Here is a 24,766-nt window from a genome sequence, read left to right as displayed (position 1 = left end):
AAGTACAAAATTCTTCTTGATAGAAGATGAGTATAATGCGGGACCTCTTTCGTTGACTCTGGCTGGGTCCATGGCTATGTCTGCTTCCCTTAACGGACGAAAGGTTTCTATTATATATAAGCGAGTGAAGTTGGAAGAATATGGTGGTATCCGCCTTCTTTCCATTCGATTCTTTGATTAGTAAGAAAAATGTGAGGCACGAATTATGCGGTATACACCAAAAATCATCTTGGCTGCTGGCATTGTGCTGTGTCTCCTTGCTTGTGGCGAAGAAGGAACGACGGAGCCTCTTGAGTATCCTGGGAAATCTTCTGTAAATAGCCTCTTGTCAAGTTTTTCTGATGCTGCGGAATCTTCGTCTAGTGAGAATTTGGTTAGTTCGAGTTCTTCCGATGTTCTAGATGATACAACAAGCGAAATGTTTTGTGTCGCAAATGAATGCTTTATGACGGATAAGCGTGATGGGCATGTCTACAGGACTGTCAAATTGGGGAGCCAAACATGGATGGCAGAAAACCTCAATTATGAAATAGCGAATAGTTCTTGCAAGGATAATTCCGCCGATAGTTGTGCAAGGTATGGCCGGTTGTATTTATGGAGCACGGCAATGGATAGTGCGGGCTTTTTTTCAACAAATGGTTTAGGCTGTGGCAATGGTTTGACTTGCTCTCCTGAGTATCCAGTGCGTGGAATATGTCCTGAGGGGTGGCATTTGCCAAGAGAGCATTCGGATACATTTGTTCCAGGAACACTCCCTTTTGTTATACCAACGTGTTTTTGGACATCCACAGAAGGAGATGTTTCATGGGCCCGTAGTGTGTATATCTCTGGTGATCTTTCTGGCACGGGTTCTTCGCTAAAAACGAGATCGTTTTACGTACGCTGTGTTAAAGGACTAAATGCGGAACAGAATCTGGATTTGCCCTCGTCTTCTAGTGTTCAAAGCAGTTCTTCGTCGAATGAAAGTTCTTCAAGTTCTTTTCTTGAGATCCTATATGGAGAGATGACGGATGAACGTGATGGTCGTACTTATAAAATAGTAACGATAGGAAACTTGTCCTGGATGGTAGAAAATCTCAAATATGCTTATGTAGAGCCAACGGCTACACTTGATTCCTCCAGTAGGTGCTTTGGAAATGTTAGCGAAAATTGCGAAAAATATGGAAGGATGTATTTATGGTCTGCTGCTATGGACAGTGCAGCCGCCTTTACGAACGAAACAAAAGGATGTGGTTTTTTTTCAACGATAAAAGACTGGTATAGGTGCCCATTTGTTGAAAATGTTCGGGGCGTGTGCCCGGAGGGGTGGCGAATTCCATCTGAAGCGGATCATCGTGTATTAATGCCTTGGCGAATTGAACATGAGGACGAATTCAATGAAGAACAGGTTCATCAACACGATGGAAAATTTATGTGTTGGTCTAGTTTTTGGCTAGCGGACGAAGATGACTATGCTTATGGATATCGAGATGCTTATAATCCTATTGACCGTAATTTGTTAATGTATACAGAAGAGAATATGGTAATGAGTGTGAAAAAGCAGGAGTTCCACTCTGTTAGGTGCGTTAAACGTTTATCGGATTCGATATCATTTAGTAATGAGTAGTTCGTCGATTGAGATCGTTCCATGCAGGATCGATGGAATAGATAATTGTGAAATTGTCAATCTACATGAAGAACGTGATGGGCAAACATACAAAACGATAAAAATGGGGCGCCAGATATGGAGGGCTGAAAATTTGAATTATGCCTATTTGCAACTGATGGCCTTGGAAATAGAATACTTTTTGGGAAATGGTGGGTATCCGTCAAACATATGGTTTGCTCAGGAAGTGAACGGCATGGATGCTTATCGAGACGCATTCCAACCTCTAAGCGATTCTAGAACGGATGATAACTTGATTGGAGAACGGAGTAAAAAAACAGCTTCCGCTGTCCGTTGCGTAAAAGATATCCCAGACTGAAAATGACTGGCGAAAAAAAAGCTCCGCAAAAGCGGGGCCTTTTCTATTCATTAAAAAGATCCCCGCCTGCGCGGGGATGACAATCGCTAGCGACGGCGTTCAGCCATCTCTTTTTTGAGGATGTCCATGACGGCGCCGAGGTCTGCCGGAGCCTTGAACACGGGGTTCGCGAACTTGGAGCAGATGTTCTCGAGCTTCTTTTCGTGGTAGCCGACCTTGAATTCGGTGAACTTGAGGCCGTGTGCCGTGCTGATGACGACCACGTTCTCTTCCTTGTCAATCTTGCCCGCGGCCACGAGCTTTTCGAGAGCGCCGAGGGCCACACCCGTGTGCGGGCAGCAGTATAGACCGATGCGGTCACCGCGGTGGGCTGCATTTGCAAGTTCTTCTTCGGTAACGCTTACGACCATGCCGTTCGTCTTCTGGATAGCGCGCACGGCCTTCGGGTAGCTGACCGGGTTACCGATCTGGATGGCGCTTGCAAGCGTCTTCTTCGCCTGCATCGGGACGAGCTTGTCGAAGCCGCGTTCGTAGGCCTGGAAGAACGGGTTCGCGTTCTCGGCCTGGGCGACGATAATGCGCGGGATGCGGTCGATGAGGCCCATGGCCTTGCAGTCTTCGAAACCCTTCGCGAGGGCGCTCACGTTGCCGAGGTTTCCGCCCGGGATAATCACGGTGTCGGGCACCTTCCAGCCCATTTCCTGGCAGATTTCAGGAGAAATCGTCTTCTGGCCTTCCACGCGGAGGCTGTTCATGGAGTTCGCGAGGTAAATGCGGTTGTCGGCGGTCACCTGCTGCACAATCTTCATGCAACCGTCAAAGTCGGTGTCAAGGGCGAGCACGATGCTGCCGTTAGAAATCGGCTGAATCAGCTGGGCGACGCTGGTCTTCCCGGCGGGGAGGAACACGATGCTCGGAATGCCGGCCTTCGCGCAGTAGGCGCTCAAGGCTGCGGAGGTGTCGCCGGTAGAGGCGCAGGCCACGGCGTCTATTTCGTGAATACCCTTCTTGATGATGTGGTTCACCTGGCTCACGAGGACCGTCATGCCGAGGTCCTTGAAGCTGCCCGTGTGGGAGTTGCCACAGAGCTTCACCTTCAGGCTCTTGATGCCCATTTCCTTGGCCAGCGGGGCCGCGTCAAAGAGCGGGCTCCAGCCTTCGCGCATCGTGACGATGTCTTCGAGGGGCATGTCGGGGAGCACCATTTCGCGCTTGCTCCAGATGCCGCTCATGTCGGCCGGTTCAAAGCTCATGCGGCGTTCGGCAAAGAGCTTCTTCCATTCGTCGGGGCTCTTCTCGGCAAGTGCTGCACGGTCATGTTCGACTTCGAGCAGGCTTCCGTCCACCTTGCTGCGGTAAATGACGTCGGTCAGCGGGTAAGTATCGTCCCCGTTGATGTTCCTAAAATGCGCGTTAAATTGGGCCATAATGTCCTCTTGATTTTACGAGCGCAAATATAGCAATTGTGGCAACTAGTTGCCAGTTGTTTGTTGCTAGAGAAGACTGTCTGCGGGTGCTTTTGTGCTATCGGCCGGAACATCGGGTGTTTTACAGTCCTTGATTGCCTTGCCGACTTCTTCGCGGATGGAGTCCAGTTTTGCCTGGTAGCGCGGGTTTACGGTCGTGTCGCCGTCACAAATCTGGGTCCTTGCGTATTCGCCCTCGTCATACGGGAACGAACGATTGACGCATGTGCGTACGCTGTCGGTGACGTTTTCGCCGGCTGCAGCGAGACTGTCCAGTTTTTCATTTATACAGTTGTTGGAAACTTCGTTTTTTTCTACGAAATCCGCCTTTTGGCAAAGCGGGGACGGGGCTGCGGAACTGCTGGAAGCCTCGCTGGAGCTGCTAGTGAAACTGGAACTGCTGTTGAACAAACTGTCATATGCGGCTTCTGTATAAATTAGCCCATCCTTCGCCCTTAAATTTGTATAGGTCTTGCCGTCGGAACACTTGTATTCAAAGCGGACTCTCATTTGGTTCATGCATGCAGGAACCCCGTAAACGGGTTCCGCATAGAAGTCGGAGCAATTTTCCAGGTCGTCTTCTATTTTAGCCAATTCCTCGATAGAACGAGTCGTGTTGTTCTCTAGGTCAGCTTGTAGAGAAGGACAGGTTCTGGACCTATCACTTTTTGTGCTTAAGTACACACATTCACTGTAGATGATTTGCTCTGAGGTGCAGGTGACGCTCGAATCGCTGGCGAGCCTGTATTGCTCGGCGCTGCTGCTGGAGAGGTTGTCTGCCGGAGTCGAGGAAGACGATTCGGGAGATTCGCTCGATGTCGCTTCGGAACTGCTGGATGTCTCTTCAATAGAGGCCGAAGAAGGCGGTTTGAGGGACTCGCTCGATTCCGGGGCGGAATCGTCGGTGCCAATAGTGCCGTAAAGGGGTTGGGCGTTGTCGGAGCAACTTGCCCAAAAAACGGCCGTTACGGATAGTAAAAACTTGCCTAGTCGTAATCTGAACTTCATGAAAATCCTCCTACTTTATTCAAAATATATGTTTTTTTTTGAACGGCGTACACGTAGTGCTGTTTTTTCCCGTTGACTTTATGTCTATGGACGGCTTATTGCGATATGACGGTCTTTTGGATGGGAAAATTGGGCGAAAACAGGGCTCTTTTTCTATATTTATGCCCGAAAAAAGTGTTCAATTCGATACGGAGTACCGAGTGAAGAAGAAAAAAGTTGTTTTATTGTCTTTTTTGACGATTTTGGCGTTAACGCTGTCGGCGTGCCTGTTTGATTCCGACAACAACGCCCTCAGCGGCTGGCTTAAAGACCAGGGCCTGCCGGATAGCTACAGGGTCCAGACGCTTACGGTAGACGGACTTTTGCCCGTGTCTGCAAAGACGTATGAAGGGCGCAAGGTGTTTTCTGCTTCGGATCGCGCCCTCTTGGGGGCGCAGGCCGGAATTTCGCGCGACTTGGTGCTCGATATCGCTTTCCGCGATTCTGCCTTCTTTGCCGAGCTTGACAATGCTGATTCTGCAATCTCCTTCGTTGCCCTTTACGTGTTCAACCCATTCTATACCGCGGACGAGTTCCCCAGCGATTCCTTGCCTTATGAGGAAACGCTCGAGATGAACGTCAGTTGGAAGGTGGAACGCGGAAAATCCAAGGATTTCAACGACAGCATTGCGAAGATTGCCGATTCTACATGGCACGCGGAACTTGAGGAATGGGAGGCGGACAATTCTGCCGACACGACTTATGAAATTTCCGTGGGGGCAAAGGATTCTGTGGTGACGTTCGTTTTGCCCCTCGCCATCATGGAAGATATCAAGAAGGCGGGCCCTGCCTGCCGTATGCAGATTCGTCTCTCTGCACCGAACGCGAAACACATGTACCGTTTTTACGGATCGAGCAATGCTTCCTTTGCGACCATATTCCGCATGAGGACTTTCTTGGATGAAGAATATAAGGATAAGGCTGCTTCGCCCTTTAGAATGGCGAACGTGCTTACCTATAACGAAGATTGTGGCGATTGCCTGGTGCTTCATGGCGGTGCTTTCGATTCTCTGGTCGTGGAGTTCCCGTCCAAGGAAATTATGGAAGCCCTGGCAGAATTTTATGGCGACGACTTCCCGTTTGCGGAAGGCGATGGCTTCGACGTGCGCCAGGCCGTGGTCCTTGCTCAGTTCACCTTTGCCCGGGACGATTCCGGGAGCGAGAGCGAACTGGGACTGCCCGTGCAGGTTGTTGTTGGCTCGTTCATCGACAGCATGGGCACCGAATTGCGCAAGATGGAAAACTACAAGCTGAACCGCCCGCAGGTTGTCGAATCCGGACATCCGAACATGGTTTTCTTTGATGGGGATTCCCTTTCGCTGCAGGTCACTCTGGGCATGCGCAGCTTCATCAACCAGGCGCGAAACGGGGACAATTTCAAGATGATGCTCCGCCTTGGCTTCCCCGTGTTGCAGGCGAAGGATTCGACCTACATGAACTACGAGACGGCGGAAGGGGATACGAGCTTCGTGTTCCTCGGCGTTTTCGATTACAACCGTTACGACTTTACATCGATGATGAACCAGCCGGCGACCCTGAAGCTCTGGCTTGCAACCAAGCGGGGTGAAGAATGAAAAAGCTTTTTGGATTGATCCTCTTTTTTGCGGCTCTTGCCTCTGCCTCGATGATTGGCGTCGATGCTCTGGGCGAGGAGCAGATTGCTAGCGGGTCTGCGGGGGCCGCGGGTCGTGGCTTTGCGGGCGGTGCCAAGACGGGCGAGGCCGAAGGCTTTGTCGTGACGAACCCTGCACGAATCGCCTTCGATACGAAGGTCGTGTTCAACCTGAACTTCTTGATGGATCTGTATTCTGCCGAGAGCCACGGCAAGAGCTATTTCACCGAGACGCTTTCTCTTCCCTCGTTCAACCTCTCCTTCCCGATGGGGGACTTCGGTGCTTTGGGACTCTCGCTCTGGCAGAGCTATTCGACGTCGCTTCTCGAGGACGTGAAGGATTCCGTAAGCAATGCCGATGCCAAGATTGAATACCAGGGTAGCGTCTACGAGATTATCCCGAGCTATGCGGTGAGGCTCCCGTTCTTCCGTGGTGTTTCGCTGGGCTTCTCGGTCCACATCGTCCTGGGCAGCAACATGAGGAGCCTTACGCTTGGCCCCGACAACAGCGATGTTTCCGAGGATGACGCATGGGCGACCAATAACTCCTTGCTCACGGACTACGTGGAAGGTTCTTGGGAAATAGAGAACCATCCTGCCTACTACACGGGTTCCGTGATGTACAGGGGCCGCGTGGCGTCATTCTACTTCTCCTATACTACGGGGCATACGCTCCTGAACAAGCTCGACTTTGATTTCCGCTTCTCGGAACTTGACACGCTAGTGCCGAACAGGATCGACCGTACCATCGATGTCCCTGCAATGTTTGCGACGGGTATCAATTACCGCCTGGCCAGGCGGCATAACGTGATGGCGGACTTGCAGTGGCGCTCGTGGGATGCCGACATTGAAAATATCGGACACAGCTACGACATGCCCTCCTATACGGAAACGCAGAGCGATTTTGTCGTGTCCGTCGGTTACCAGCGCGACGGAAGCGGACTTTACTACGACCCCTACTGGGACAGGATTTCTTATCGTGCGGGCGCCTGGTACAAGAACTGGTACATCAAGGACGTGTTCGAGATGGGCGGTTCTATTGGCGCTGCATTCCCTCTCGGAAAGAAGGGGACGACCATCGACCTTGCTTTGCAGGGCGGCAAGCGCTTCTCTGATTCCAAGGCCAACTGGGAAGAGACGTTCATGGCGATTCGCCTCGGCTTGATGGGAATCGGGTCCTGGGGACAGACGCGCAGGTAAGTTTTATTGAAGGAGGCTGTAATGGCTACGAAAAAGACAAGTGCTACAGTTAAGGCTAAAGCGTCGAAGACGACGGTCGAGAAGGCCGTGAAGAAGACGACCGCGACAATCAAGTCGGCTGTGAAGAAGGTGGCAAGCAAGGCTGCCGAAACGGTCTCGGCTAAGAAGCCGGCGGCAAAGACAGCCGATAAGGCCGCGAAGGCTACGGCTCCGAAAAAGACGGCAAAGTCCATTGTGAAGACTGCCGCAAAGACCATTGCAAGCGCAGTGGTGAAGCCTGTTGCGAAGGCTTCTGCCAAGTCCGCCCCGAAGGCGTCCGAGCAGACCGATGTCGTACTGAAGTCGACCGCCAAGAAGCCGGCCAAGGTTGCTGTAAAGCCTGCCGTGAAGATTCCTGCTGCGAAGGCTGCCGCGAAGCCTGTCACCAAGACGGCGAGCATGGCCCAGAATTTTGATCCGGAATACCTCGTGCTCATGCAGAAGGATCCGAACTGGATGCAGGCCTTCTGGGAAGTCTCCGAAGACCGTATCAAGCGCGCGAAGAAGGGCAAGGGCAAGCTTGTGCTCCGCCTGTTCGATGTCGCTGGCGACCTCACCGTGAAGCGCGCCAAGAAGCGCAAGTTCCGCGACGTGGAAGTCCCCGCCGACGCCCGCAGCTGGTATGTGGAAAACAAGGCTTCCGCATCCACGGTCGCCGTACTCGGTTTCGCCGACGGCAAGAACTTCATGCCGCTCGTGGAATCCGTACCCGTACAGGCCTATTCTCCGGAAGGCTCCGAAGTGAATGTGGATGACGTGTTCGTAAAGGCGTCCCTCGGCGGTGCCGCCATGGGCGGTTTCGGCAGCTCGGGGCTTTCGAGCATGTCCGCGAAAACCTGGCTCGAACAGATGGCTGGCGGCCTTTCGAGTTCCTCGGGCTCCATTTCCTCGGGTGCGCTTTCGAGTGCGGCGCTCAAGAGCAACAAGCTCGAACTCCCGAAGGATTCCGTGAATTATGGCAAGGACTTTTTCCTGTGGGTGAAAACTCGCCTTATCGTTTACGGCGGAACGCGTCCCGATGCCCATTTGCAGGTGCGCGGAGAACCCTTCCCGCTGAACCCGGACGGCACTTTCAGTTTCGAAGAGGATCTGCCCGATTCCACGAAGATCATCCCGGTGTTCGCGACCGACAAGGATGGCGACTTCCCGACAACGATTGTCCCCATCGTGGTCAAGCGCACCGAGTAGGCGAGCCTGCTCGATTGGACAGGGAGGGTTGATTGACCGCGCCCGGCAAAATACATCTGCTGCTGCATGCGCACCTGCCTTTTGTGCGCGAACCCGACTATGACCGGTTCTTGGAAGAGAACTGGTTCTTCGAGGCTATGGCGGAAACCTACCTGCCGCTGGTGCAGATGCTCTGGCGCCTGCAGGAGAAGGGCGTGCCGGGGATTCTCAACCTGAGCGTGTCGTCGTCGCTGCTTGCGATGATGACCGATCCCTTGCTCCTTGAAAAGTTTACGGAGCATCTGCGTCGACAGCTGGATCTCATCGAGAGAGAGCGGGACCGCACCTACGGAAACGAGGATCTCGCTACGGTGGTGGATTTCTATTACCGTCGCCAGATTGCGCTGATAGATTGTTGGGAGAACGATTGCGTTTGCGAAATTGTTCCCGTGCTGAAGCGCCTGGAGGATTGCGGCAAACTTACGCTTTTGACCTGCGTGGGGACGCATCCCTTCTTGCCTGCGTACCAGTCCGATGTGCAGTCCATCCGCTTGCAGCTGGGCGTTACGGTCCGTGCGTTCGAGGAAGCGTTCGGGCGCAAGCCGCGTGGACTCTGGCTTCCGGAATGCGGATACTTCGAAGGACTCGACTTTTTGCTTGCCGAATTCGGTTTCGAATATTTCTTCCTCGAGACCCATGGCGTGCTTTTGGCAAAGCCCGCGCCCAAATACGGCGTATTTGCGCCAATAAAGACCCCTGCGGGGCTTTATTGCATGGGCCGCGAGCAGAGCAGCTCGATGGAAGTCTGGAGCCGAAAAACGGGCTATCCCGGGCATCCCGAGTATCGCGAGTTCTTCAAGGATATCGCGACCGAACGCACCCCCGGTTATCTCGGCGACTATTTCATGGCGGGCGATACCCCTATCGAAACGGGCCTCAAGTATTACCGGATTACTGGCAGCGAGGAAAAACAGATTTACCGCCCGTGGAATGCGATGCGCCTTGCCGAAGACCACGCACGACTCTTTATTGCGAACCGCGAGGCGACCGTCACCGAGCTTCTCCCGAAGATGGACGGCAATAAGGTTTCGATACTTTGTCCCTACGATGCGGAACTCTTTGGGCACTGGTGGTTCGAAGGACCGCTCTTTATCGAGAAAATGTTTGAACGTGCCGCAAGTTCGAATGTCGTGGAAATGGCCTCGCTCGAATCCACGATGCATTCTTCTTGCGATTCGGATGTCCACAGTCCCATATTCTCGTCATGGGGCGAGGGCGGCTTCGGCGAAGTCTGGATGAACGACGAGGTCTGTTTTGCTTATCCGCTGTTTTTCCGTATGCGCGGGATGATGGATTCGTTCAAGAAGGCTCTTGTCGCCCGCGAAAAGAGCGGCAAGAATGCGCAGACAAAACTCTTCCGGCGGTTCTACGAGCAGATGGCGCGCGAACTCCTGCTGTTCCAGGCTTCGGACTGGGCGTTCATGATTCACAACAGGTCTGCCGCCGAATATGCGAAGGCTCGTGAAAACGGCCATTACAAGAATGTTTGTGCGCTTTATGCCGCAGCAATGACAGGCCTTGCGATGGGCCGCAAGAAACCCGATACGTCGCTCCTTGTCCAGCTCGAAAGACAGGACAATCTCTTCCCGTGGATCGGGGAACTGCTCTAAAATAGGACTAACCTGCCTTTTTTGGAGCGTTTGGTCCTATCAAAGACCCGTTTTTGCTAAGCGTTTTAACTCAACTCGCCAAAACTGCTTGCTGAGATAGGACTAAATCACTTTTTTTGGAGTGTTTGGTCCTATGATTTAGTGCTTTAGCGTTTCAAGGATAGGACTAAAACGGTTTTTTCTTCGATTTAGTCCTATTTTTTGCCGATACGGGCATTTTGACTTCTAATAAACGACGATAAACTTTTCCGTCTTCCCGCTGGAACCGGCGCGGAAGCGATATACGCCCGGCTTCATTTTCGATTTGATGATGTCGCCGTCGATGCAGTGCGCCGCTCTCGTGTAGGGCTCGCGCATGACGAGTTCCCCGCGCCCGTTCCTTATCTCGATAAAGTTTTTTGACTCGGGCAGCGGGGTAAAGCAGAGCTGCCCGGATCCGCGCCAGGGCACGGGGTAGGCTCGCAGCGTGGAATCGCGAACGAGGATGGGAATGTATTTTGCGGTATCGATGCGGCTGAAAATCCATGTGAGGGAATCGGCGGCAAAACTGTCGTTCACGATGGAATCAAGAGTCGCCGTCGTGTGCACCTTGCGAAGTTCGGCCTTGCCGAACTGGAAGAGAGCCGCCGTTATCTTTCCCTTGAAGTCCTTGATGTTCGGGATTCCGCCCCTGAAGAACGAGTAGGCGAAGTTGGTGGTGTCGGGCTCGAACGATTCCCTCGTACGAATCAGCGGATTGTTCCAGCGCGGCTGATCGGGCGAAATCCATTCGCTGGAATCGATGGCGGCGGCCCGGATCCCGGAGAAGGAGAGCCTGGTTGCAAAGTCGTGGAACACGTTTCCGATGTCGAGTCCTTTTTGGCCAAGAACGGCCTTCAGAACCTCTTCGAATGGTGTGCCGGGATGCTTCGCGTATTGTTCCCAGATGTTTCTGTCGAAGAACTTGTCGATGTGGTTGTAGAGGTCGATGAACAGGAGGCTCACGCCATAGTCGCTCATCCTGTCGATGGATGACCCCGTTTCCTGCATGAAGGTGGAAATGTGGAAAAAGTAGTCGTCGATGTCGGGAGCGCCGGCTTCCTCGATTCCGACCGCGGAAGCTTCTGTCCAGAACGTGCTGTACTTGAATAGGTCCATGTACTGCAACTGGATTGCGTGGTAGAATTCGTGGAATGCGGTGACGCGGATGCCCTTCGCCCATTCCTCCGCATAGGAGTATCCGTATGCGGCGTTGGTAAGGGGTTCGGTAGAAACTGTGTACGGGCAGGACTTGCCTCCGACATCTACCGTATCTGTCGTCACTCCGGATTCGGGAACGTAATAGAAGTCGTTGTCGATGATGATTTGCGACTTGCGGTAGTCCTTTTTATAGTCGGGATGGGTGACGCCAAAGCATCCGTTGCAGCTTGCGGCTTTTAGGACGTCGTAGGGGTCGCGCAAAAAATCGATTTCGACAACCTCGATGGGGTAGAGCCCTGCCTTGACGGCTTGCCTGTAATGGTGCGTCGTATCGCGACCCTGAGGCTTTCGCATGCCGAGCTTGTCGACTTCGAATTCGAATGCGTTTTCAAGGGATGCCTTGAGGCTGTCGATGAACGGAAGCGTCGTGGCGTGGAGCCCCGAGAGAGTATAGAAAATCTGGAAGTGTTCCGTTTCTTCGCTGTAGACGCTGTCGTAGTAGGCTTCGGCTTCGCAGAAGCTTGGTGTACTCCTCGCGGAGATGGGCGCCTTTCCTTTTTTTTGGAAATTGTCGATGGAAAATATGGTCCCGCACTTGTGCGCCTGTGCGGGGACAATCGCTGCGGCGAGGATTGTCGCCGTTAAAAGTAGAGCCCTGGATATGGCGGGGGTGGCGCTAGCGTGCATTTTCTAGAACCTCCTTCGCTCTTGAAACAACGTTGTCCGGAACTTCGAGCGCCTTCTGGTGGCGCGGCTTAATGGTCGCGTCTACGATGAGCGGGGCGTCTATCGCCCAGTGCTTTTGCACAAAGCGTTCGTTCAGCCCGTAGATGTCCTGCGCGGGGTCGGAACGCGTGAACGTTAGCCACAGGAAATCGTCCAGGCTCTTTTGCGTGTTGCCCCCGATGGTGGAGGTGTCGTCCACGATACTCACCCACGGGTAGTTCTCGCGGACTTCCCAGCTTGCGAGGGCGTCGCGGAGTTGTGCGATGTTTTCGGGAGCGGGGGCGCCGCCGTTTAATACGCTACCGTTATTGCCGCCATCCCACTGTATGGCGAGCACGCCCTTCATGGCGATTCGTGCATTGCTGAAGCCCACGGGCAGCTTGAGCCCGTCGAGGTCGCCCGTGCACTTGCGTAGTTCGCGGCACTTGACGCCTGCTGCGGCAATCACGAGTTTGGAGCCGTGATTGAGACGCGTTCCCGTGTAGTCGAGCGTGTCGATGAAGGTGGATGTCTGAAAATGCAGGTCACGTGCGAAGTCTACGTGCTCCAGTACGTGCGCGAAGAATGCGGGAACGTCGCGGACGTCCAGCGATCCGGACGCGTCTTCTTTCGCGGCGAGCATCAGGTACTTCGCGAGCGATACCTGGTTAAAACCGAGCAACGCGTTGGCCGTCTTCAGGAGTTCGAGCGGTTCGCGTTCCTCGGGCCTTATGTAGGGTATAAAGTTTTCCTTCGCAATGGCGAGGCACAGCGGGTGCACTCCCGACGCGTCGACCGCGTGGACCGCCTCTACGCCTGGGAGCGACGAGGGGACCATCGTCCGGGTAATGTCGTGGATGAACTCGCCGAAAATCGTGTCTTCTTTCGGGGGCCTGCCTACGGAGGTGAACGGGTAAATCGCGTTCTTCTTGCAGAGCACCTTCTTCACCTTCAGGTAGGGGAAGAGGTGCTTGCCGGAGTAGTAGCCCACGTGGTCGCCAAATGGCCCCTCGGGCTTGAGTTCGGGAGCGACCTCTCCCAGGATGCAGAAGTCCGCATCGCTCGAGACGATGTAGCCCTCGTGCATAAAGTAGCGGAAGCGCCGCCCGCCGAGCATTCCGGCGAAGGTGAGTTCCGAAAGGTCCTCGGGCATGGGCATCACCGCGGCAATGGTATGTGCGGGCGGCCCGCCCAAGAACACGCTCACCTTGAGCGCGCGGCCTTCCTCGATGGCCTTCCGGTGGTGCCGTGCGATGTCGCGGTTAATCTGGTAGTGGATGCCGCATTCGTCGGGGGCAAAGTCGTTCCCCGCGATTTGCACGCGATACATGCCGAGGTTCGCAGTGAGAATCTTCGCGCCGTCACTCGGGAGTGTCGCCACCTGCGGGAGCGTGAGGAACGGCCCGCCGTCTTCGGGCCAGCCTACGATTTGCGGGAGGTCGGCGAGCGTGCATTCCTCGAAGTCGCGGATGCTGCCCGAACACCTGGGGAGTGAACGGAAGCCTGCCTTGGCCGCGCGTAACAACGTGGCGGGGCCCGCATGCCTAAAGAATTCTGCGGGGTTCGACTTGAACAGGACCGCGGTCCTTGTGCTTTCGAGCGTGTCGTGGAACAAAAAGTCCATGCGTTCGCGCGTGCCGAAGATGTTGCATGCGGCGCGGAACCTGCTCCCTTTTACCTTCTCGAAAAGCAGTGCCGGCCCCTTGCTGTCGAATGCCTGCCGGGCGATTTCTGCCATTTCCAGGTACGGGTCCACCTCTTCGTGGATACGTCTGAGCATGCCTGCCTTTTCCAGGTCAAGCAGTGCTTGTTCCAGTGAGGAATACATGGCGGAACCCCCGGTGCGGGCTTAACCCGCCGTGGCACCCAGGTCGAGGGATTCGAACGCCTGCGTCTTTTTCTGGGATTCGATGGAAAGCATCACGTCGCGGGTATCCTTGCGGGCAAAAATGCCGTAAACGAGGTTCGCGTTCGCCATGAGCCCCGCAAAGACCTCCTCGGATATGCCGATGAAGCCCTGGAAGGAGAACTCGTCGTAGCAGGTGGTCATGTGGCCTTCGGGGGCGAACTTATGGCTGCCCGTGAATCCGCGGAACGGACCCTGCCCCAGGCGGACGGTGACCTGGTTTTCCTTGACCGAACTGATGATGCCGGTCCACTTGATGGCCTTGAACCCGCACTGGAGGTGGTAGCGGATGGTCGCACCGGGAACGAGTTCTTGGGGGAATACGTAGTGAAGGAGCGGGGTTTTCCCGATAGTCAAGTTCATGGGAGCGTATCGAAGCGTTTCCAGGACATTGGGAAGCGAGAACTCTTGCCATGAAGTTTGACTAAACTGTACCATACATCAAGTAATTTAGCAAAAAAAATGCGAAAAAGGAGCAAAAAGTTGTGATTATGCCGGCTCGAACATGTCGATGCGCTTCTTGTGCTTGCCGCCCATGAATTCCGTTTCGAGGAACTTGGTGGCGAAAACTTCGCACTGGGCGTAGGCGATGATGCGGGCTCCCATGCAGAGCACGTTCGCGTCATTGTGGAGACGCGTGAATTCGCAGGAGGTGAGGTCGCCTACGACTGCCGCACGGATGCCCTTGTGCTTGTTCGCGGCCATGCTCATGCCGATGCCCGTGCCGCAGATGAGGATTCCGCAGTCGGCTTCCTTGCTAGTCACCTTGTTGCAGACCTTGTCCGCAAAAATCGGGTAGTCGCACGATTCCGTGGAGTCCGTTCCCATGTCAAGGACTTTGTAGCCCTTGCCTTCCAGAAACTTGACGAGCTTTTCCTTGTATTCGAACGCGGCGTGGTCGCAGCCGATAGCGATGGTCTTGAACATTTTTTGACTCCTGGAGTTGCGGAAGGAAAGGTTCTTCCCCGCTTTATTTCGTCCTGCAATATAGTTAATTCATCGGATAATGACCGGGCTGGAGGTCCGTTCGTGCGCAAATAAATCTATTTTTCCATTTGAGAGGTTTGATTCCATGACCAAGTATGTTTTTGTCCTGACAAGTTCCCCGAAGGATTTTTATTGCGAGCAGACGCTCGTGGCGGTTGCATCTCTCCGGGTCCACAATCCGGGTGCATTTGTGACGCTCTTGACCGACGACAGGACGCTTGCGACTCTCACCGGTAACCGTGCCGCCCTCAAGGATGCGGTCGACGAGATCAAGGCGCTCACGCTTGACGAAAAACTCACCCCGATGCTTCGTTCGCGTTTCCTGAAGACCTCGATAAGGAACGTGATTGATGGCGATTTCTTGTTCCTCGATTCCGATATCGCTGTCGTGGGTGACCTCTCAATTCCAGAGGAATGGAAAGGCGGCATCTACGCGGTGCTCGACTTCCACACGAACCTCTCGAAGGCAATCAACCGCAAGAAGGTCCTGAACAACGCGAAACGCATGGGATTTTCGCCGATTCTGAACGACCAGCTTTTCAACAGCGGTGTAATGTACGTGCCGGACACTCCCGAAATGCACAAGTTCTTCGAAACCTGGCATACGCTCTGGGAGGAGTGCGTGACGAAGGGATTCCCCTACGATATGGCGAGCCTCGCCGAGACGGATTTCAGGTCGGGTTATGCCATCAGACAGATGCCCGGCGGCTGGAACTGCCAGCTCGCTTACGGCAACCGGTTCTTGCCTACGGCGAAGGTGCTCCACTTTTTCGGGTCCCGCATTATCGATACGCGCGGTCGCAAGGTTCCCGAGAGTATGAACCTTTTCTTGCCGAAAATCCTGCGTCGCGATTTCTATACGAACCTGAAAAATTTGCCTGTCACGGTCAATGCCGACAGGTCGGTGCATATCGACGGGTATTACGACGACGTGATTGCGCATGCGAAGGAAGCCTTCGAATTCCAGACGAAGAAGGTGGGTGCAGCCGGTGCCTACATTATCCGTAGCTACGCCTTCGCAAAATCGCTTGCGTGGCTATACAAGAATATCCCTATACTCGTGAAACCCCTGGAATTGCTCGGAAAGATTTTCTCCTAGAACGAAACTGTGGCGTAGGTAAAAAAAATGAACGAAAAGAAATCCCTGATTGAAAGATTTTCGAACTGGTACATACCCCTGATTTGTGCCCACAAGTACAAGGCGCTGGCCTTCTACCTGCTGCTCGCCGTCCTCTGTGCGTTCCCGATTCTCGTAAAGCCGGGGCTCAAACTCGATGCGGACCTCTCGCACCTGCTTCCCGAAAATACGCCGAGCGTGAAGGCTCTTGAAGAATCTTACCAGCGTTTCGGATCTACCGACCGCTTCATGATTGCCATCCAGAGCGAGGACGTGGAACTGGTCGCCGCTCTGCAGGATTCCATCAGCGATTACATCCGCAAGAACTGGCAGGGCGACTACGTCTCGACGCAGGTGGACAACGACAACAAGTTTTTCAAGGACAATGCGCTCCTCTACTTGCCGGTCAAGCATCTCGAACACATCCGCGACAACCTCGAAGACCTGCAACTCGAAATAGGGCGCAAGAACGGCCCCCTGGTCGTCGATTTGCTGGGCGATGCTCCCGCTTCCGATTCTGCAGGCGGAACGGCATCTGCGGCGCCCACCAAGAAGGAACGCGTGTGGTTCGATGCGAACCTGCCGCAGGAACTGGGACTTCCCGACGAGGCGGTGAGCGCGTTCGATACGTTTTTCAAGAAGGGCGAGGAAGAATCCGCAAAGAAGGACGACAAGTCTCCCGAAGCCGAGGAATGGGACAAGAAAAAGCCTGTCCCGGCACACCTGAAGACGCGCCTTATCGGTTGCCCGCGTCCGGACAGTACCGGAAAGATTCTCTTCAACGGCGTGGTGAACGCGAAACTTCTCAGGCCCTCGACCGATTACGAGTTCGTGACGCGCATTCTCGCGCGGACCGATTCCCTGCTTGCTTATTTCAACTCCAAGACATATCCCGTGCCGACGCGCTTTACGGTGGAAGGGACTTACGAAGGCCTCAAGGAAGTGGATGACGTGGCGAACGATTCCATCTTCTCGTTCGGCATCAGCCTGGTGCTCATCATCTTCCTCACGATTTTCTTCTTCAGGAGCGTGAAGGGCCCGATTCTGGTGACTGCTTCGGTGCTGTACGCTTGCCTCCCGACGCTTGCGTTTACTGCCCTCTTCTACGGGAAGCTGAATCCGTTCACGGTATTTGTCGCTTCCATCATTCTGGGCATCGGCATCGACTACTCGATTCACATTTTGGGCACTTCGCAGAAGTTGCTGCACAAGCATGCGACTTTGGAAGAAGTCCTGGAAGCGGCCCAGAGGAAGATGCTCAAGCCGTTCTTCCTTGCAAGTTTCACGACTATCGCCGCGTTCCTCACTTTGCTTGCGGCACACTTCCGCGGCTTCTACGAGTTCGGCGTGGTGGCGTCGATGGGCGTATTGTTCAGTATGCTTACCTCGGTGCTCGTGCTTCCGGTCTTTATCAAGTGCATGGGGGGGATCCCGAAGGCGCCCGATAACACGCTGTTGCCCAAGTCCTGGGACGAGGATAAAATCCGTCGCTTTTTCAAGTACGCGGCTCTTGCAGGCTTTGCGCTCGGTGCCGTTTCGCTCTGGTTTGCCCAGGATGTGGACTTTGAACACAACCTGCGCAACCTGCGTCGTGTCTCGACGGAAAAGAAACAGGAAAACGGCATCAACACGAGCGTGACGCGTACGAACAACCGGGCCACTTCTACTCCTGCGGCCGTCATGGGAAGCAAGGCCGAACAGCTCGACATGCTTTACGATACCCTGATGGTGCGTCTGCATGTGGAAAAGGATCCTACGCTCCGGAGTTTCCTCACCCTGAAGTCGTTCGTGCCGTCGCTGGATTCCCAGGAACGGCGCCTCGAAATTATCGAGGAAATCCGAGACCTGGTTGAAGCTCGCGTGTTTGACCGTGCCGAAGGGGAGGATTCCGCAAATATCGCGAATCTCCGGAACCTGGCCTCCGTCGAGAAGCCTTTTACGGCCGAGGATATTCCCGAATGGGCGCTCGACCTGCTCCGTGAAAAGGACGGCAGCTACGGAAAGATTGGCTTTATCTACGGCAATTTCCCGAGTTGGGATGCGAAGGCGCTTCATAACTTCCAGGATCGCTACAGCCACTGGAATTTCGACGGCGAGGACCTGCGCACGTTCTCTTCGCAGTTCATCCTTTCCGATGTCATCGAGTCCGTGAAGCAGGATAGCTTCAGGCTTGCTCTCGTGATAATCCTGGTTATTTTCGGTACGCTCGTGGTTTCGTTCCGGAAACCCAAGCTGTTTGCGGCGGGCTGCATCTCCTTTGGAATGGGAACGCTCCTGACGCTTGGACTTTTGGGTGTCCTTACCGACCTGTTCGAGTTCGGGAAAATCAGTATATACAACGTTATCGTGATTCCGATGGCGCTTGGTATCGGTATCGATTCCACCATCCACATGATAACATCCTGGATGAGCGACAAGAACATGACCCTTCGCCAGCTGATGGACACCACGGGCAGAAACGTGATGGCAAGTTCCACGACGACTATCGCGGGCTTTGTCGGGTTCCTGTTTACGACGCACCGCGGTCTCAAGGGCATCGGCGACCTCGCCTGCATCAGTATCGCTATGTTCCTCATCACGAGTATCGTGTTCACGATGTTCCTTTGCGGAACCTGGCTCAAGAAAAAAGAATGAAAATCATACTTAGGAGGAAACATGAAATCAAGGTTGGGGAAACGCTCGCGCCGATTATGCAGTTCAAGGGGAACGTAGGCGATTGCGGCCCCAAGAGCGAATACACCAAAACGGTTGACCACCGAAGGCTGCGCCTGTATGTGAAAGCCTGCGTTGAATATGACTAGCGTCGCTGGGGCTATTTCGTAGCTATTTCGCGGTAAAGTTCAAGCTGGCGGGTGAAACTATCCTGCCAGCTGAATTTTTCGGCGTAGGCACGGGCTTTCTGCTTCATGGCGGCCATGTCGGAATGGTAGAGTTCCACGATGGCGTCGGCGAGCGCTGCGGGGGTGCGTTCCTTGAGGATGGTCCCTGCTCCCGATTCCGTCACGTGCTCGAAGGCGGCTCCCGCGGCGGCTCCCACCTGGGCGTTCCCGCTTGCCATGCTCTCGAGGATGGAAAGCCCGAAGGTTTCCCAGCCCGATAGGGCGAGCCCCAGGTCCACGCTTGCATAGTAGCGCGCCATCTCGTCGATGGAATTGACGAACCCGATGTAGCGCACGTGTTCGTACTTCCGTGCCGCTTCCTCGACCAGCGGGAGGCTCGGCCCCGTGCCCGCGAATACGATGGCGGGCTCGTGCCGAAGCTTCTGCGTCAGGATGTCATAGGCGCCGAGCAGAAGGTCGATTCCCTTCTCGTTGCAGTGCCTGTGCGGGAAGAAAATGGTGAGGCGTTCGGGACATCCCGCCTTGAGTTCCTGGACGAGGGCTTCGTCTCGCTTTGTAGGCGAGAACATCTGGATGTCGCAACCCAGCGGAATCCAGCGCGGGTCGGGGAGCCCGTTCTTGCGGAGTCGCGCCATCGCTTCTTTCGAGGATGCCTGGATGCAGTCGAAACCCTTGAATTCCTTGCGGGCGTACCAGAACGCTTCCTTGCGGGCGAACGTGCCGATGCCTACGCCGAGTTTTTTCGCGACGGGGCGGCCCACGTAGGTCACGGGGAAATCCGCATGCCAGAACCCGACAAGTTTAGATTCGGGACTCACGCGCCTTGCCGCCCTGCGCACGACGGTCGGGAGGATATAGGGCGACCCCACCTCGATGATATCGGGCCTGTATTTCGCGAGTACGGGTTCCACCTGCGAGAGTTTCCAGATAAAGCGGTATTCCCAGTTGCCGGGGAACTTGAACGCCTGCACATGCTCGATGATAAGGCTATTGCTCTTGACTTCGGTGAATGTCTTTGAATCGGGCATCACGAAAACGGAACGGACACCTGCATCGGGACTTGCCGAAGCGAGTTTCTCGTAAAAAGCCATCTTTTGCAGATGGTAGCGGCGCACGCCACCGCCCGACGGACTCCAGAAGTTGTTGAAGTCTACGATGGTGAACATCAGGCTTCCCAGATGCGGTTGGAATTCTCGTCGATGGAGAGCTTGCCCTTGTAGAGGTTGTTGTTGCCGAGCCGCTTGGAATTGACCGTCAGGAAGAGCTCGTTGTCCTTGGCTTCCAGCCAGTAGATGGCGTCGGAGTCGCGCAGGTAGGCGCGGGGCGCTATCAGTTGGCCGTCGTCATCGACAAGCTCTCCGCCGATGAACAGCGGGATGTCGAGCGTCTTGTAGATGTCTAGCATGACCGACGAACGGCGCTCGTAGATATCCGCGAGGTCGGGACGGTCGGTTACCTTGAAATGGTCGACACCATCGATGATGACGACGAGGTCGTGGTGCTCGCGCTGTTCTTCCTTGAGGGTGGCGAGGAGTTCCTTGTTGTCGAATGCGGGCTGGTCTTCCCAGATTTCCATGCGGTTGTCTCGGACATAGCCCATGAGCTTGCGGGTCGCTTCGAGAATCTTTGCGTTGATGCCCTCGTCGCTGTTGCGCTTGCGCACATCGAGCACGGAGAGCCCGGTCAGCATGGCGACCATCCTGTCGAAGATCTGGCGGCGCGGAGTCTCGAGCGCGATGTAGATAAGCTTGAGGTCCTTGTTTGTCTCGATGAGGTCGAGAGCCATGCTCGAAAGGAGCGACGTCTTGAGGTTGAACGGATTCGAGGACACGTAGAAGATTCCGGACTGGATGCCGTCGATTTCCTTGGTGAATCTCGGGAAGGAGTCCAGCGGGAACCCGACGCATTCGTCGGGCGGGCATCCCATCGCCGTGTCGAGGTTTTCCTTGATGTCCTGCAGCAGCATGGAGCGGCGGTGCGTGTGGACGGTGTCCTCTTCGGTCGAGTCGATAAGGTTCAGAAGCTGGTCGGCGCCGTCGTTACGGACAAGCTGGTCGACGGTCACGTTTTCGGGGAGCACGATGGACTTGAAGCGGAGTCCCTGCGTTTCCGCCATCTTCAGGTAGTTCTGGATGCGGAATTCCTGCTCCCTGCGGTTCGCTTCGCGACGCAGGATCAGCGTGACGGAGTTTGCCCCGCAGGCCTTGAGCTTGTACAGGTGGCTCATCGTGAGGTCCTGGTACATGGTCGAGACCACTCCGGGGATGCCGGCGAGGTCGGCTGTCAGCGCATCGAACATGCCTTCGACGATGATGGGGCTTTCGTTATCGGGCTGGATGTTGAAGGGGATGTCGGTCGGGCCGGACGCATACGAGATGTAGGGGTTGTGCATCCCGTCGTCTTCCATGGAGCGTCCGTAGACGGAGTGGATGAGTCCCTTGGAGTTGCGTGCGGGGATGGTGATGCGGGGCTCGTGGTAGGCTTCCAGGTTGTCGAGGAAGAATGCGACCTGGTGGCGTTCGATGCCCGAAAGCATGCAGTAGCTGTAGAAGGGTTCGGGGTCGCCGCTGTAGTAGCCGAGACCATAGAGCTGGGCCTGTCCGATGCTCCAGCCGCGCTGGGCGAAGAAGTCGGCGGAAGAGGGGCTCTTGCAGGCGGCCCAGTGGCAGTAGCGCACGAAGTTTTCGAGCACGCGGGATTTTTCGCCGCCGATTTCCTTGATCCAGGGATGTTCGTCGGGTTCGGAATCCTGTTCTGTTTCCTGGGCTCCCAGGAACTCCATCGCTTCGGCGCGTGCGGCAGGTTCATCGAGGCCGTTGAAGCGGCTCCTCATCACGAATTCGACCAGGTCGCCTTCGCTTCCGCATTGCAGACAGCGGTAGCGCCAGTAGCCGAGCGCATCGTAGAAGAATAGCGACGTCTCTTCGGGCGAATGGAACGGGCAGCTTGCGATAAGGTTGCGGCCCCAGCGGCTCAGGGGAACACCGAGCTGTCTGGGGTGTGTTTTCTTGCGCATGATTCCGGCATGTTCTTGATCGATGACCATAAAAACCTCTCTGTCAAAATCTAATAAGAATTTGCCGCGAAGGCATCGGGCAAATGATATTTATCTAATTTGGAGGCATGATTATTCTTGGAATCGACCCGGGCTCTATCACGACGGGCTACGCCTTTGTCGAAAAGTCGGATGGGAAAGTCCGCGTCCTCGAATACGGGGTGCTGCATGCTCCGGCATCGCATGCCGTGGAAGACCGCCTGCTGCATATCGTGACGGATCTGGAAGCGCTGCTCGAACGCTACCGCCCCGACGCCCTCGCGATGGAGGGCGTGTTCTTCGCGAAGAACGCGAAGAGTGCGCTCGTGCTCGGGCACGTGCGCGGGGCGGTCCTTGTCGCATGCCGCAAGCGGGGCATGACGTTCAGCGAGTATCCGCCGAAGGCGGTGAAGCAGGCCGTCACGGGCGATGGTAGCGCATCGAAGGAGCAGGTCGCGAACCTGGTCTTCGCGCGTCTCGGAATCGAGCCTTCGGACTTGCCTCTCGATGCCTCTGACGCCCTCGCTATCGCCTGGACGCATGCGAACCCCTCGCCACTCTCTGCGGTTCTGGGCTCCCGTGCAAAAAGGGCTTCCGCTCGGAAGAAGGCGAGTGCCGCCGAATGGCGTGCCCTTGTCGAAAAGATGGGAGGAACCCTGCCGTGAACGGAAACAGCCTTTTGCCCTATGGTCTCGGGACGCCCGATCTTGTCGAATTCCAGAAAGGTTATTTTGTCCACAAGGATATTGTGGCGGACCTGGAATGCCTTTGCTCCTTGGCCCGCGACTGCGGCTTTTCCTTGCGCCTCGAATCGGCCTACCGTCCGTTCGAACGTCAGCTTTCCATCTGGAACCGGAAAGCCCGCGGGGAACTTGCACTGCTCGACGAATTCGGCAGGCCCATGGAACGCCCGCAGGATGAGGAAAAACTGATGTTCGCCATCCTCACGTGGTCGGCACTCCCCGGCGCAAGCCGCCACCATTTAGGGACCGACCTCGACGTGGTCGATGCGAACGCTTGCCCCGAAGGCTACGAGGTCGAACTCACTCCCGAGGAATCTACGGGAATGTTCGGCAAGTTTCACGAGTTCCTGGATTCCCGCTTTGCCGCAGGAGATGCGTTCGGTTTCAACCGCGTGTTCGTTCCCGGCCGCGGCAAGATCAAGCCGGAGCTTTGGCATATCGCGCACCTGCCCACATCGCGCCGTTTGCTGGAGAACTTCTCGCTCGAAGCCCTCCGCGACATCTACCGCGAGACAGACATCGCTTGTAAGGAGGCAATCCTTGCAAACCTCGATACTCTTGCCAAAAACTTCATCTATCCCTACTTTATCTAGAACGATGGGGGCGCGATGAAATTCGAACCGGAAACACGCGGCATCCTTCGCCAGGAAAGTTTTGAATACGGCCGCTCCGTGCTGGGCGCGCCGCTCCTCTGCTACCCGAGCCGCGGAAAGTGCAGGCTCCTTGTGCTTGCGGGAATCCATGGTGAAGAGCCCGAGACGACGTTCCTGCTTTCCCGGGCCGTACGCGCCTTCGAAAGGAACTTCGAACATATCGCCGTCGTGCTGTGCGCCAATCCCGACGGCGTCGCCCTTGGCACCCGCGGAAACGCGGACGGGGTCGACCTGAACCGCAACTTCGCGACTACGAACTGGGTGGCCGCTCCCGTGCTTTCGCGCTCCATTCTGGAAGCCGAACGCGATACCTCCCTTTCGCCGGGGAAATCGCCGGGATGCGAGCCGGAAACCCGCGCTCTAGTTTCCCTTGTCGAACGGCTGCAACCGGAATCGGTAATCTCCGTGCATTCCCCAATCGGCTGCATCGATGCCCCACGGTTCACGCCTGTCGTGGAACGTCTGCAGAGAGCGTTCGACCTGCCGTGGAAACCCGATATCGGATACCCGACTCCGGGAAGTTTCGGGACATGGTGCAAGGAACGCTCTCTCGAATGCATAACGCTAGAGCTCCCGCGCCTTGCGCCGGAGCTCCTGTTTGAACGTTATGGTGAATCCTTCGCGCGCTTCCTTGCGGCGCAAGATTAGTTTCCGGCCTTTGCCGCCTTCGCTTCTTCGATAATCCTGCCGCGCTGGACAAGCCCGACCGTGAACCCGATGACGAGGTAGCAGGCCACGAGGACAAGCAGGTATTCGAGGATGATCATCTTCTCGGTGATGAACATGAACCCCGACACGTAGGTAATGACGATAAGGACGGCCTGGAAGATATTGAAGGCCTTGTTCTTGCGGGGTTGCAGCTTGGGAAGGAATAGCGGGCTCACCATGAGGACTCCCGTCACGAGGAGAACCGCGATGGGAAGGTAGATGAGGGAACTGCCGGTGTCGCTGAAAAGTCCGATATTCTTGAGGAATACGATCAGGATGGCGTTGATTGCGCCTGCGAATGTGGACGGGAGTCCGGAAAAGTGGTGATGGTAGGAGTCGCTGTCGCAGGCGTTGTATTTCGCGAGTCGCATGGCGGCGCACAGCACGTAGATGGAGAAGGCGACCGCCATCAGGGGTATGTTCGCATCGAAGAACGGGGTCGCGAGCGTCTTGTAGGCAAAGAGAATGCAGAATGCGGGGGCAAGGCCGAACGCGATGAGGTCGGCGAGGCTGTCGAACTGGGCTCCGAATTCGGAACTTGCGTTCACGAGGCGGGCCGCAAAACCGTCAAGCTTGTCGAGCAGCACGCAAAGGATGATGAAATAGGCGCCCATGAGAATCGGGTCGTTGGCAGAGAATGTTCCGGTCACCCAGCAGATGGAGAAAACACCCAGCAAAAAGTTCATGCTAGTAAAAGCGTTCGGGAAAACAAAGCGAATCTTGTCCACG

At 55.3% G+C, this 24,766-nt stretch carries 22 protein-coding genes; 13 read left to right on the top strand and 9 right to left on the bottom strand.

Annotated features, from left to right (window positions below; all coding sequences use genetic code 11):
• Nucleotides 1-205 precede the first annotated feature (205 nt).
• Together B4B27_RS03130 and B4B27_RS03125 are read left to right on the top strand one after the other, a co-directional pair.
• Nucleotides 206-1,606: an FISUMP domain-containing protein gene (locus B4B27_RS03130; RefSeq protein ID WP_290723543.1), complete on the top strand. Its 1,401-nt coding sequence runs from the start codon at nucleotides 206-208 to the stop codon at nucleotides 1,604-1,606.
• Entirely contained in the window at nucleotides 1,599-1,964 is a 366-nt protein-coding gene (locus B4B27_RS03125) for a hypothetical protein (RefSeq protein WP_290723541.1), read from the top strand. The genes B4B27_RS03130 and B4B27_RS03125 overlap by 8 nt, the downstream gene beginning before the upstream one ends.
• Before the next feature lie 86 nt (nucleotides 1,965-2,050).
• Here B4B27_RS03125 and thrC read toward each other — a convergent pair whose 3' ends face one another.
• Both thrC and B4B27_RS03115 read right to left on the bottom strand, forming a co-directional pair.
• Nucleotides 2,051-3,391, bottom strand: a complete 1,341-nt coding sequence (gene thrC / locus B4B27_RS03120; RefSeq protein WP_290723539.1) for a threonine synthase — start codon at nucleotides 3,389-3,391, stop codon at nucleotides 2,051-2,053.
• 66 nt (nucleotides 3,392-3,457) lie between these two features.
• Complete coding sequence (locus B4B27_RS03115) at nucleotides 3,458-4,024, bottom strand: hypothetical protein (protein WP_290723537.1); 567 nt, start codon at nucleotides 4,022-4,024, stop codon at nucleotides 3,458-3,460.
• Between the two features lie 103 nt (nucleotides 4,025-4,127).
• On the opposite strand from B4B27_RS03115, the gene B4B27_RS03110 reads away from it, so the two are divergent.
• From B4B27_RS03110 to B4B27_RS03090, 5 genes are all read left to right on the top strand, one after another.
• On the top strand, nucleotides 4,128-4,352 hold the full coding sequence (locus B4B27_RS03110; protein ID WP_290723535.1) for a hypothetical protein: 225 nt from the start codon (nucleotides 4,128-4,130) through the stop codon (nucleotides 4,350-4,352).
• A 286-nt stretch (nucleotides 4,353-4,638) separates the two neighbouring features.
• Nucleotides 4,639-6,051 (top strand): hypothetical protein, encoded by a 1,413-nt coding sequence (locus B4B27_RS03105; RefSeq protein WP_290723533.1) that lies wholly within the window; start codon nucleotides 4,639-4,641, stop codon nucleotides 6,049-6,051.
• Nucleotides 6,048-7,289, top strand: coding sequence for a hypothetical protein (locus B4B27_RS03100; RefSeq protein ID WP_173364813.1), 1,242 nt, complete (start codon nucleotides 6,048-6,050; stop codon nucleotides 7,287-7,289). Before B4B27_RS03105 ends, B4B27_RS03100 begins: the two co-directional genes overlap by 4 nt.
• 21 nt (nucleotides 7,290-7,310) lie before the next feature.
• Entirely contained in the window at nucleotides 7,311-8,516 is a 1,206-nt protein-coding gene (locus B4B27_RS03095; RefSeq protein WP_290723530.1) for a DUF4912 domain-containing protein, read from the top strand.
• A gap of 32 nt (nucleotides 8,517-8,548) precedes the next feature.
• Nucleotides 8,549-10,165, top strand: a complete 1,617-nt coding sequence (locus B4B27_RS03090) for a glycoside hydrolase family 57 protein (protein ID WP_290723528.1) — start codon at nucleotides 8,549-8,551, stop codon at nucleotides 10,163-10,165.
• Between the two features lie 225 nt (nucleotides 10,166-10,390).
• Here the strand turns inward: B4B27_RS03090 and B4B27_RS03085 are convergent, their stop codons facing one another.
• From B4B27_RS03085 to rpiB, 4 genes are read right to left on the bottom strand one after another with little or no spacing between them, the layout of a single operon-like run.
• Complete coding sequence (locus tag B4B27_RS03085) at nucleotides 10,391-12,031, bottom strand: hypothetical protein (RefSeq protein WP_290723526.1); 1,641 nt, start codon at nucleotides 12,029-12,031, stop codon at nucleotides 10,391-10,393.
• Nucleotides 12,021-13,877 carry a UbiD family decarboxylase gene (locus B4B27_RS03080; RefSeq protein ID WP_290723524.1) on the bottom strand — a complete coding sequence of 619 codons (1,857 nt, stop codon included), beginning with the start codon at nucleotides 13,875-13,877 and terminating at the stop codon, nucleotides 12,021-12,023. Before B4B27_RS03080 ends, B4B27_RS03085 begins: the two co-directional genes overlap by 11 nt.
• 21 nt (nucleotides 13,878-13,898) lie before the next feature.
• A complete protein-coding gene (locus B4B27_RS03075) occupies nucleotides 13,899-14,393 on the bottom strand; it encodes a hypothetical protein (RefSeq protein WP_173382039.1) in 495 nt (164 codons plus the stop codon).
• A gap of 51 nt (nucleotides 14,394-14,444) precedes the next feature.
• Nucleotides 14,445-14,882 (bottom strand): ribose 5-phosphate isomerase B, encoded by a 438-nt coding sequence (gene rpiB / locus B4B27_RS03070; protein WP_173364819.1) that lies wholly within the window; start codon nucleotides 14,880-14,882, stop codon nucleotides 14,445-14,447.
• Nucleotides 14,883-15,027: 145 nt separating this feature from the next.
• On the opposite strand from rpiB, the gene B4B27_RS03065 reads away from it, so the two are divergent.
• From B4B27_RS03065 to B4B27_RS03055, 3 genes are read left to right on the top strand one after another with little or no spacing between them, the layout of a single operon-like run.
• Nucleotides 15,028-16,041, top strand: coding sequence for a hypothetical protein (locus B4B27_RS03065; RefSeq protein ID WP_290723520.1), 1,014 nt, complete (start codon nucleotides 15,028-15,030; stop codon nucleotides 16,039-16,041).
• A 27-nt stretch (nucleotides 16,042-16,068) separates the two neighbouring features.
• Complete coding sequence (locus B4B27_RS03060) at nucleotides 16,069-18,693, top strand: MMPL family transporter (protein WP_290723518.1); 2,625 nt, start codon at nucleotides 16,069-16,071, stop codon at nucleotides 18,691-18,693.
• Nucleotides 18,690-18,860, top strand: coding sequence for a hypothetical protein (locus tag B4B27_RS03055; RefSeq protein WP_290723516.1), 171 nt, complete (start codon nucleotides 18,690-18,692; stop codon nucleotides 18,858-18,860). The genes B4B27_RS03060 and B4B27_RS03055 overlap by 4 nt, the downstream gene beginning before the upstream one ends.
• A gap of 11 nt (nucleotides 18,861-18,871) precedes the next feature.
• Here the strand turns inward: B4B27_RS03055 and B4B27_RS03050 are convergent, their stop codons facing one another.
• Together B4B27_RS03050 and B4B27_RS03045 are read right to left on the bottom strand one after the other, a co-directional pair.
• Nucleotides 18,872-20,065, bottom strand: coding sequence for a glycosyltransferase (locus B4B27_RS03050; RefSeq protein ID WP_290723514.1), 1,194 nt, complete (start codon nucleotides 20,063-20,065; stop codon nucleotides 18,872-18,874).
• A complete protein-coding gene (locus tag B4B27_RS03045; protein WP_173364823.1) occupies nucleotides 20,065-21,945 on the bottom strand; it encodes a CHC2 zinc finger domain-containing protein in 1,881 nt (626 codons plus the stop codon). Before B4B27_RS03045 ends, B4B27_RS03050 begins: the two co-directional genes overlap by 1 nt.
• Before the next feature lie 77 nt (nucleotides 21,946-22,022).
• On the opposite strand from B4B27_RS03045, the gene ruvC reads away from it, so the two are divergent.
• Genes ruvC through mpaA form a run of 3 tightly spaced genes read left to right on the top strand, consistent with a single transcriptional unit; the run spans nucleotide 22,023 to nucleotide 23,977 of the window.
• On the top strand, nucleotides 22,023-22,598 hold the full coding sequence (gene ruvC / locus B4B27_RS03040; protein ID WP_290723510.1) for a crossover junction endodeoxyribonuclease RuvC: 576 nt from the start codon (nucleotides 22,023-22,025) through the stop codon (nucleotides 22,596-22,598).
• A complete protein-coding gene (locus tag B4B27_RS03035; protein WP_290723508.1) occupies nucleotides 22,595-23,269 on the top strand; it encodes a M15 family metallopeptidase in 675 nt (224 codons plus the stop codon). The genes ruvC and B4B27_RS03035 overlap by 4 nt, the downstream gene beginning before the upstream one ends.
• A gap of 15 nt (nucleotides 23,270-23,284) precedes the next feature.
• A complete protein-coding gene (mpaA, locus tag B4B27_RS03030) occupies nucleotides 23,285-23,977 on the top strand; it encodes a murein tripeptide amidase MpaA (RefSeq protein WP_290723506.1) in 693 nt (230 codons plus the stop codon).
• Here mpaA and B4B27_RS03025 read toward each other — a convergent pair.
• Nucleotides 23,974-24,765, bottom strand: coding sequence for a CDP-alcohol phosphatidyltransferase family protein (locus B4B27_RS03025; RefSeq protein WP_173382032.1), 792 nt, complete (start codon nucleotides 24,763-24,765; stop codon nucleotides 23,974-23,976). The genes mpaA and B4B27_RS03025 overlap by 4 nt on opposite strands.
• Nucleotide 24,766 lies beyond the last annotated feature (1 nt).

Origin of the sequence: Fibrobacter sp. UBA2449 (assembly GCF_002342555.1) — a bacterium.
Classification (GTDB): Bacteria; Fibrobacterota; Fibrobacteria; order Fibrobacterales; family Fibrobacteraceae; genus Fibrobacter.
This window is presented reverse-complemented; position numbering and strand designations above follow the sequence as displayed.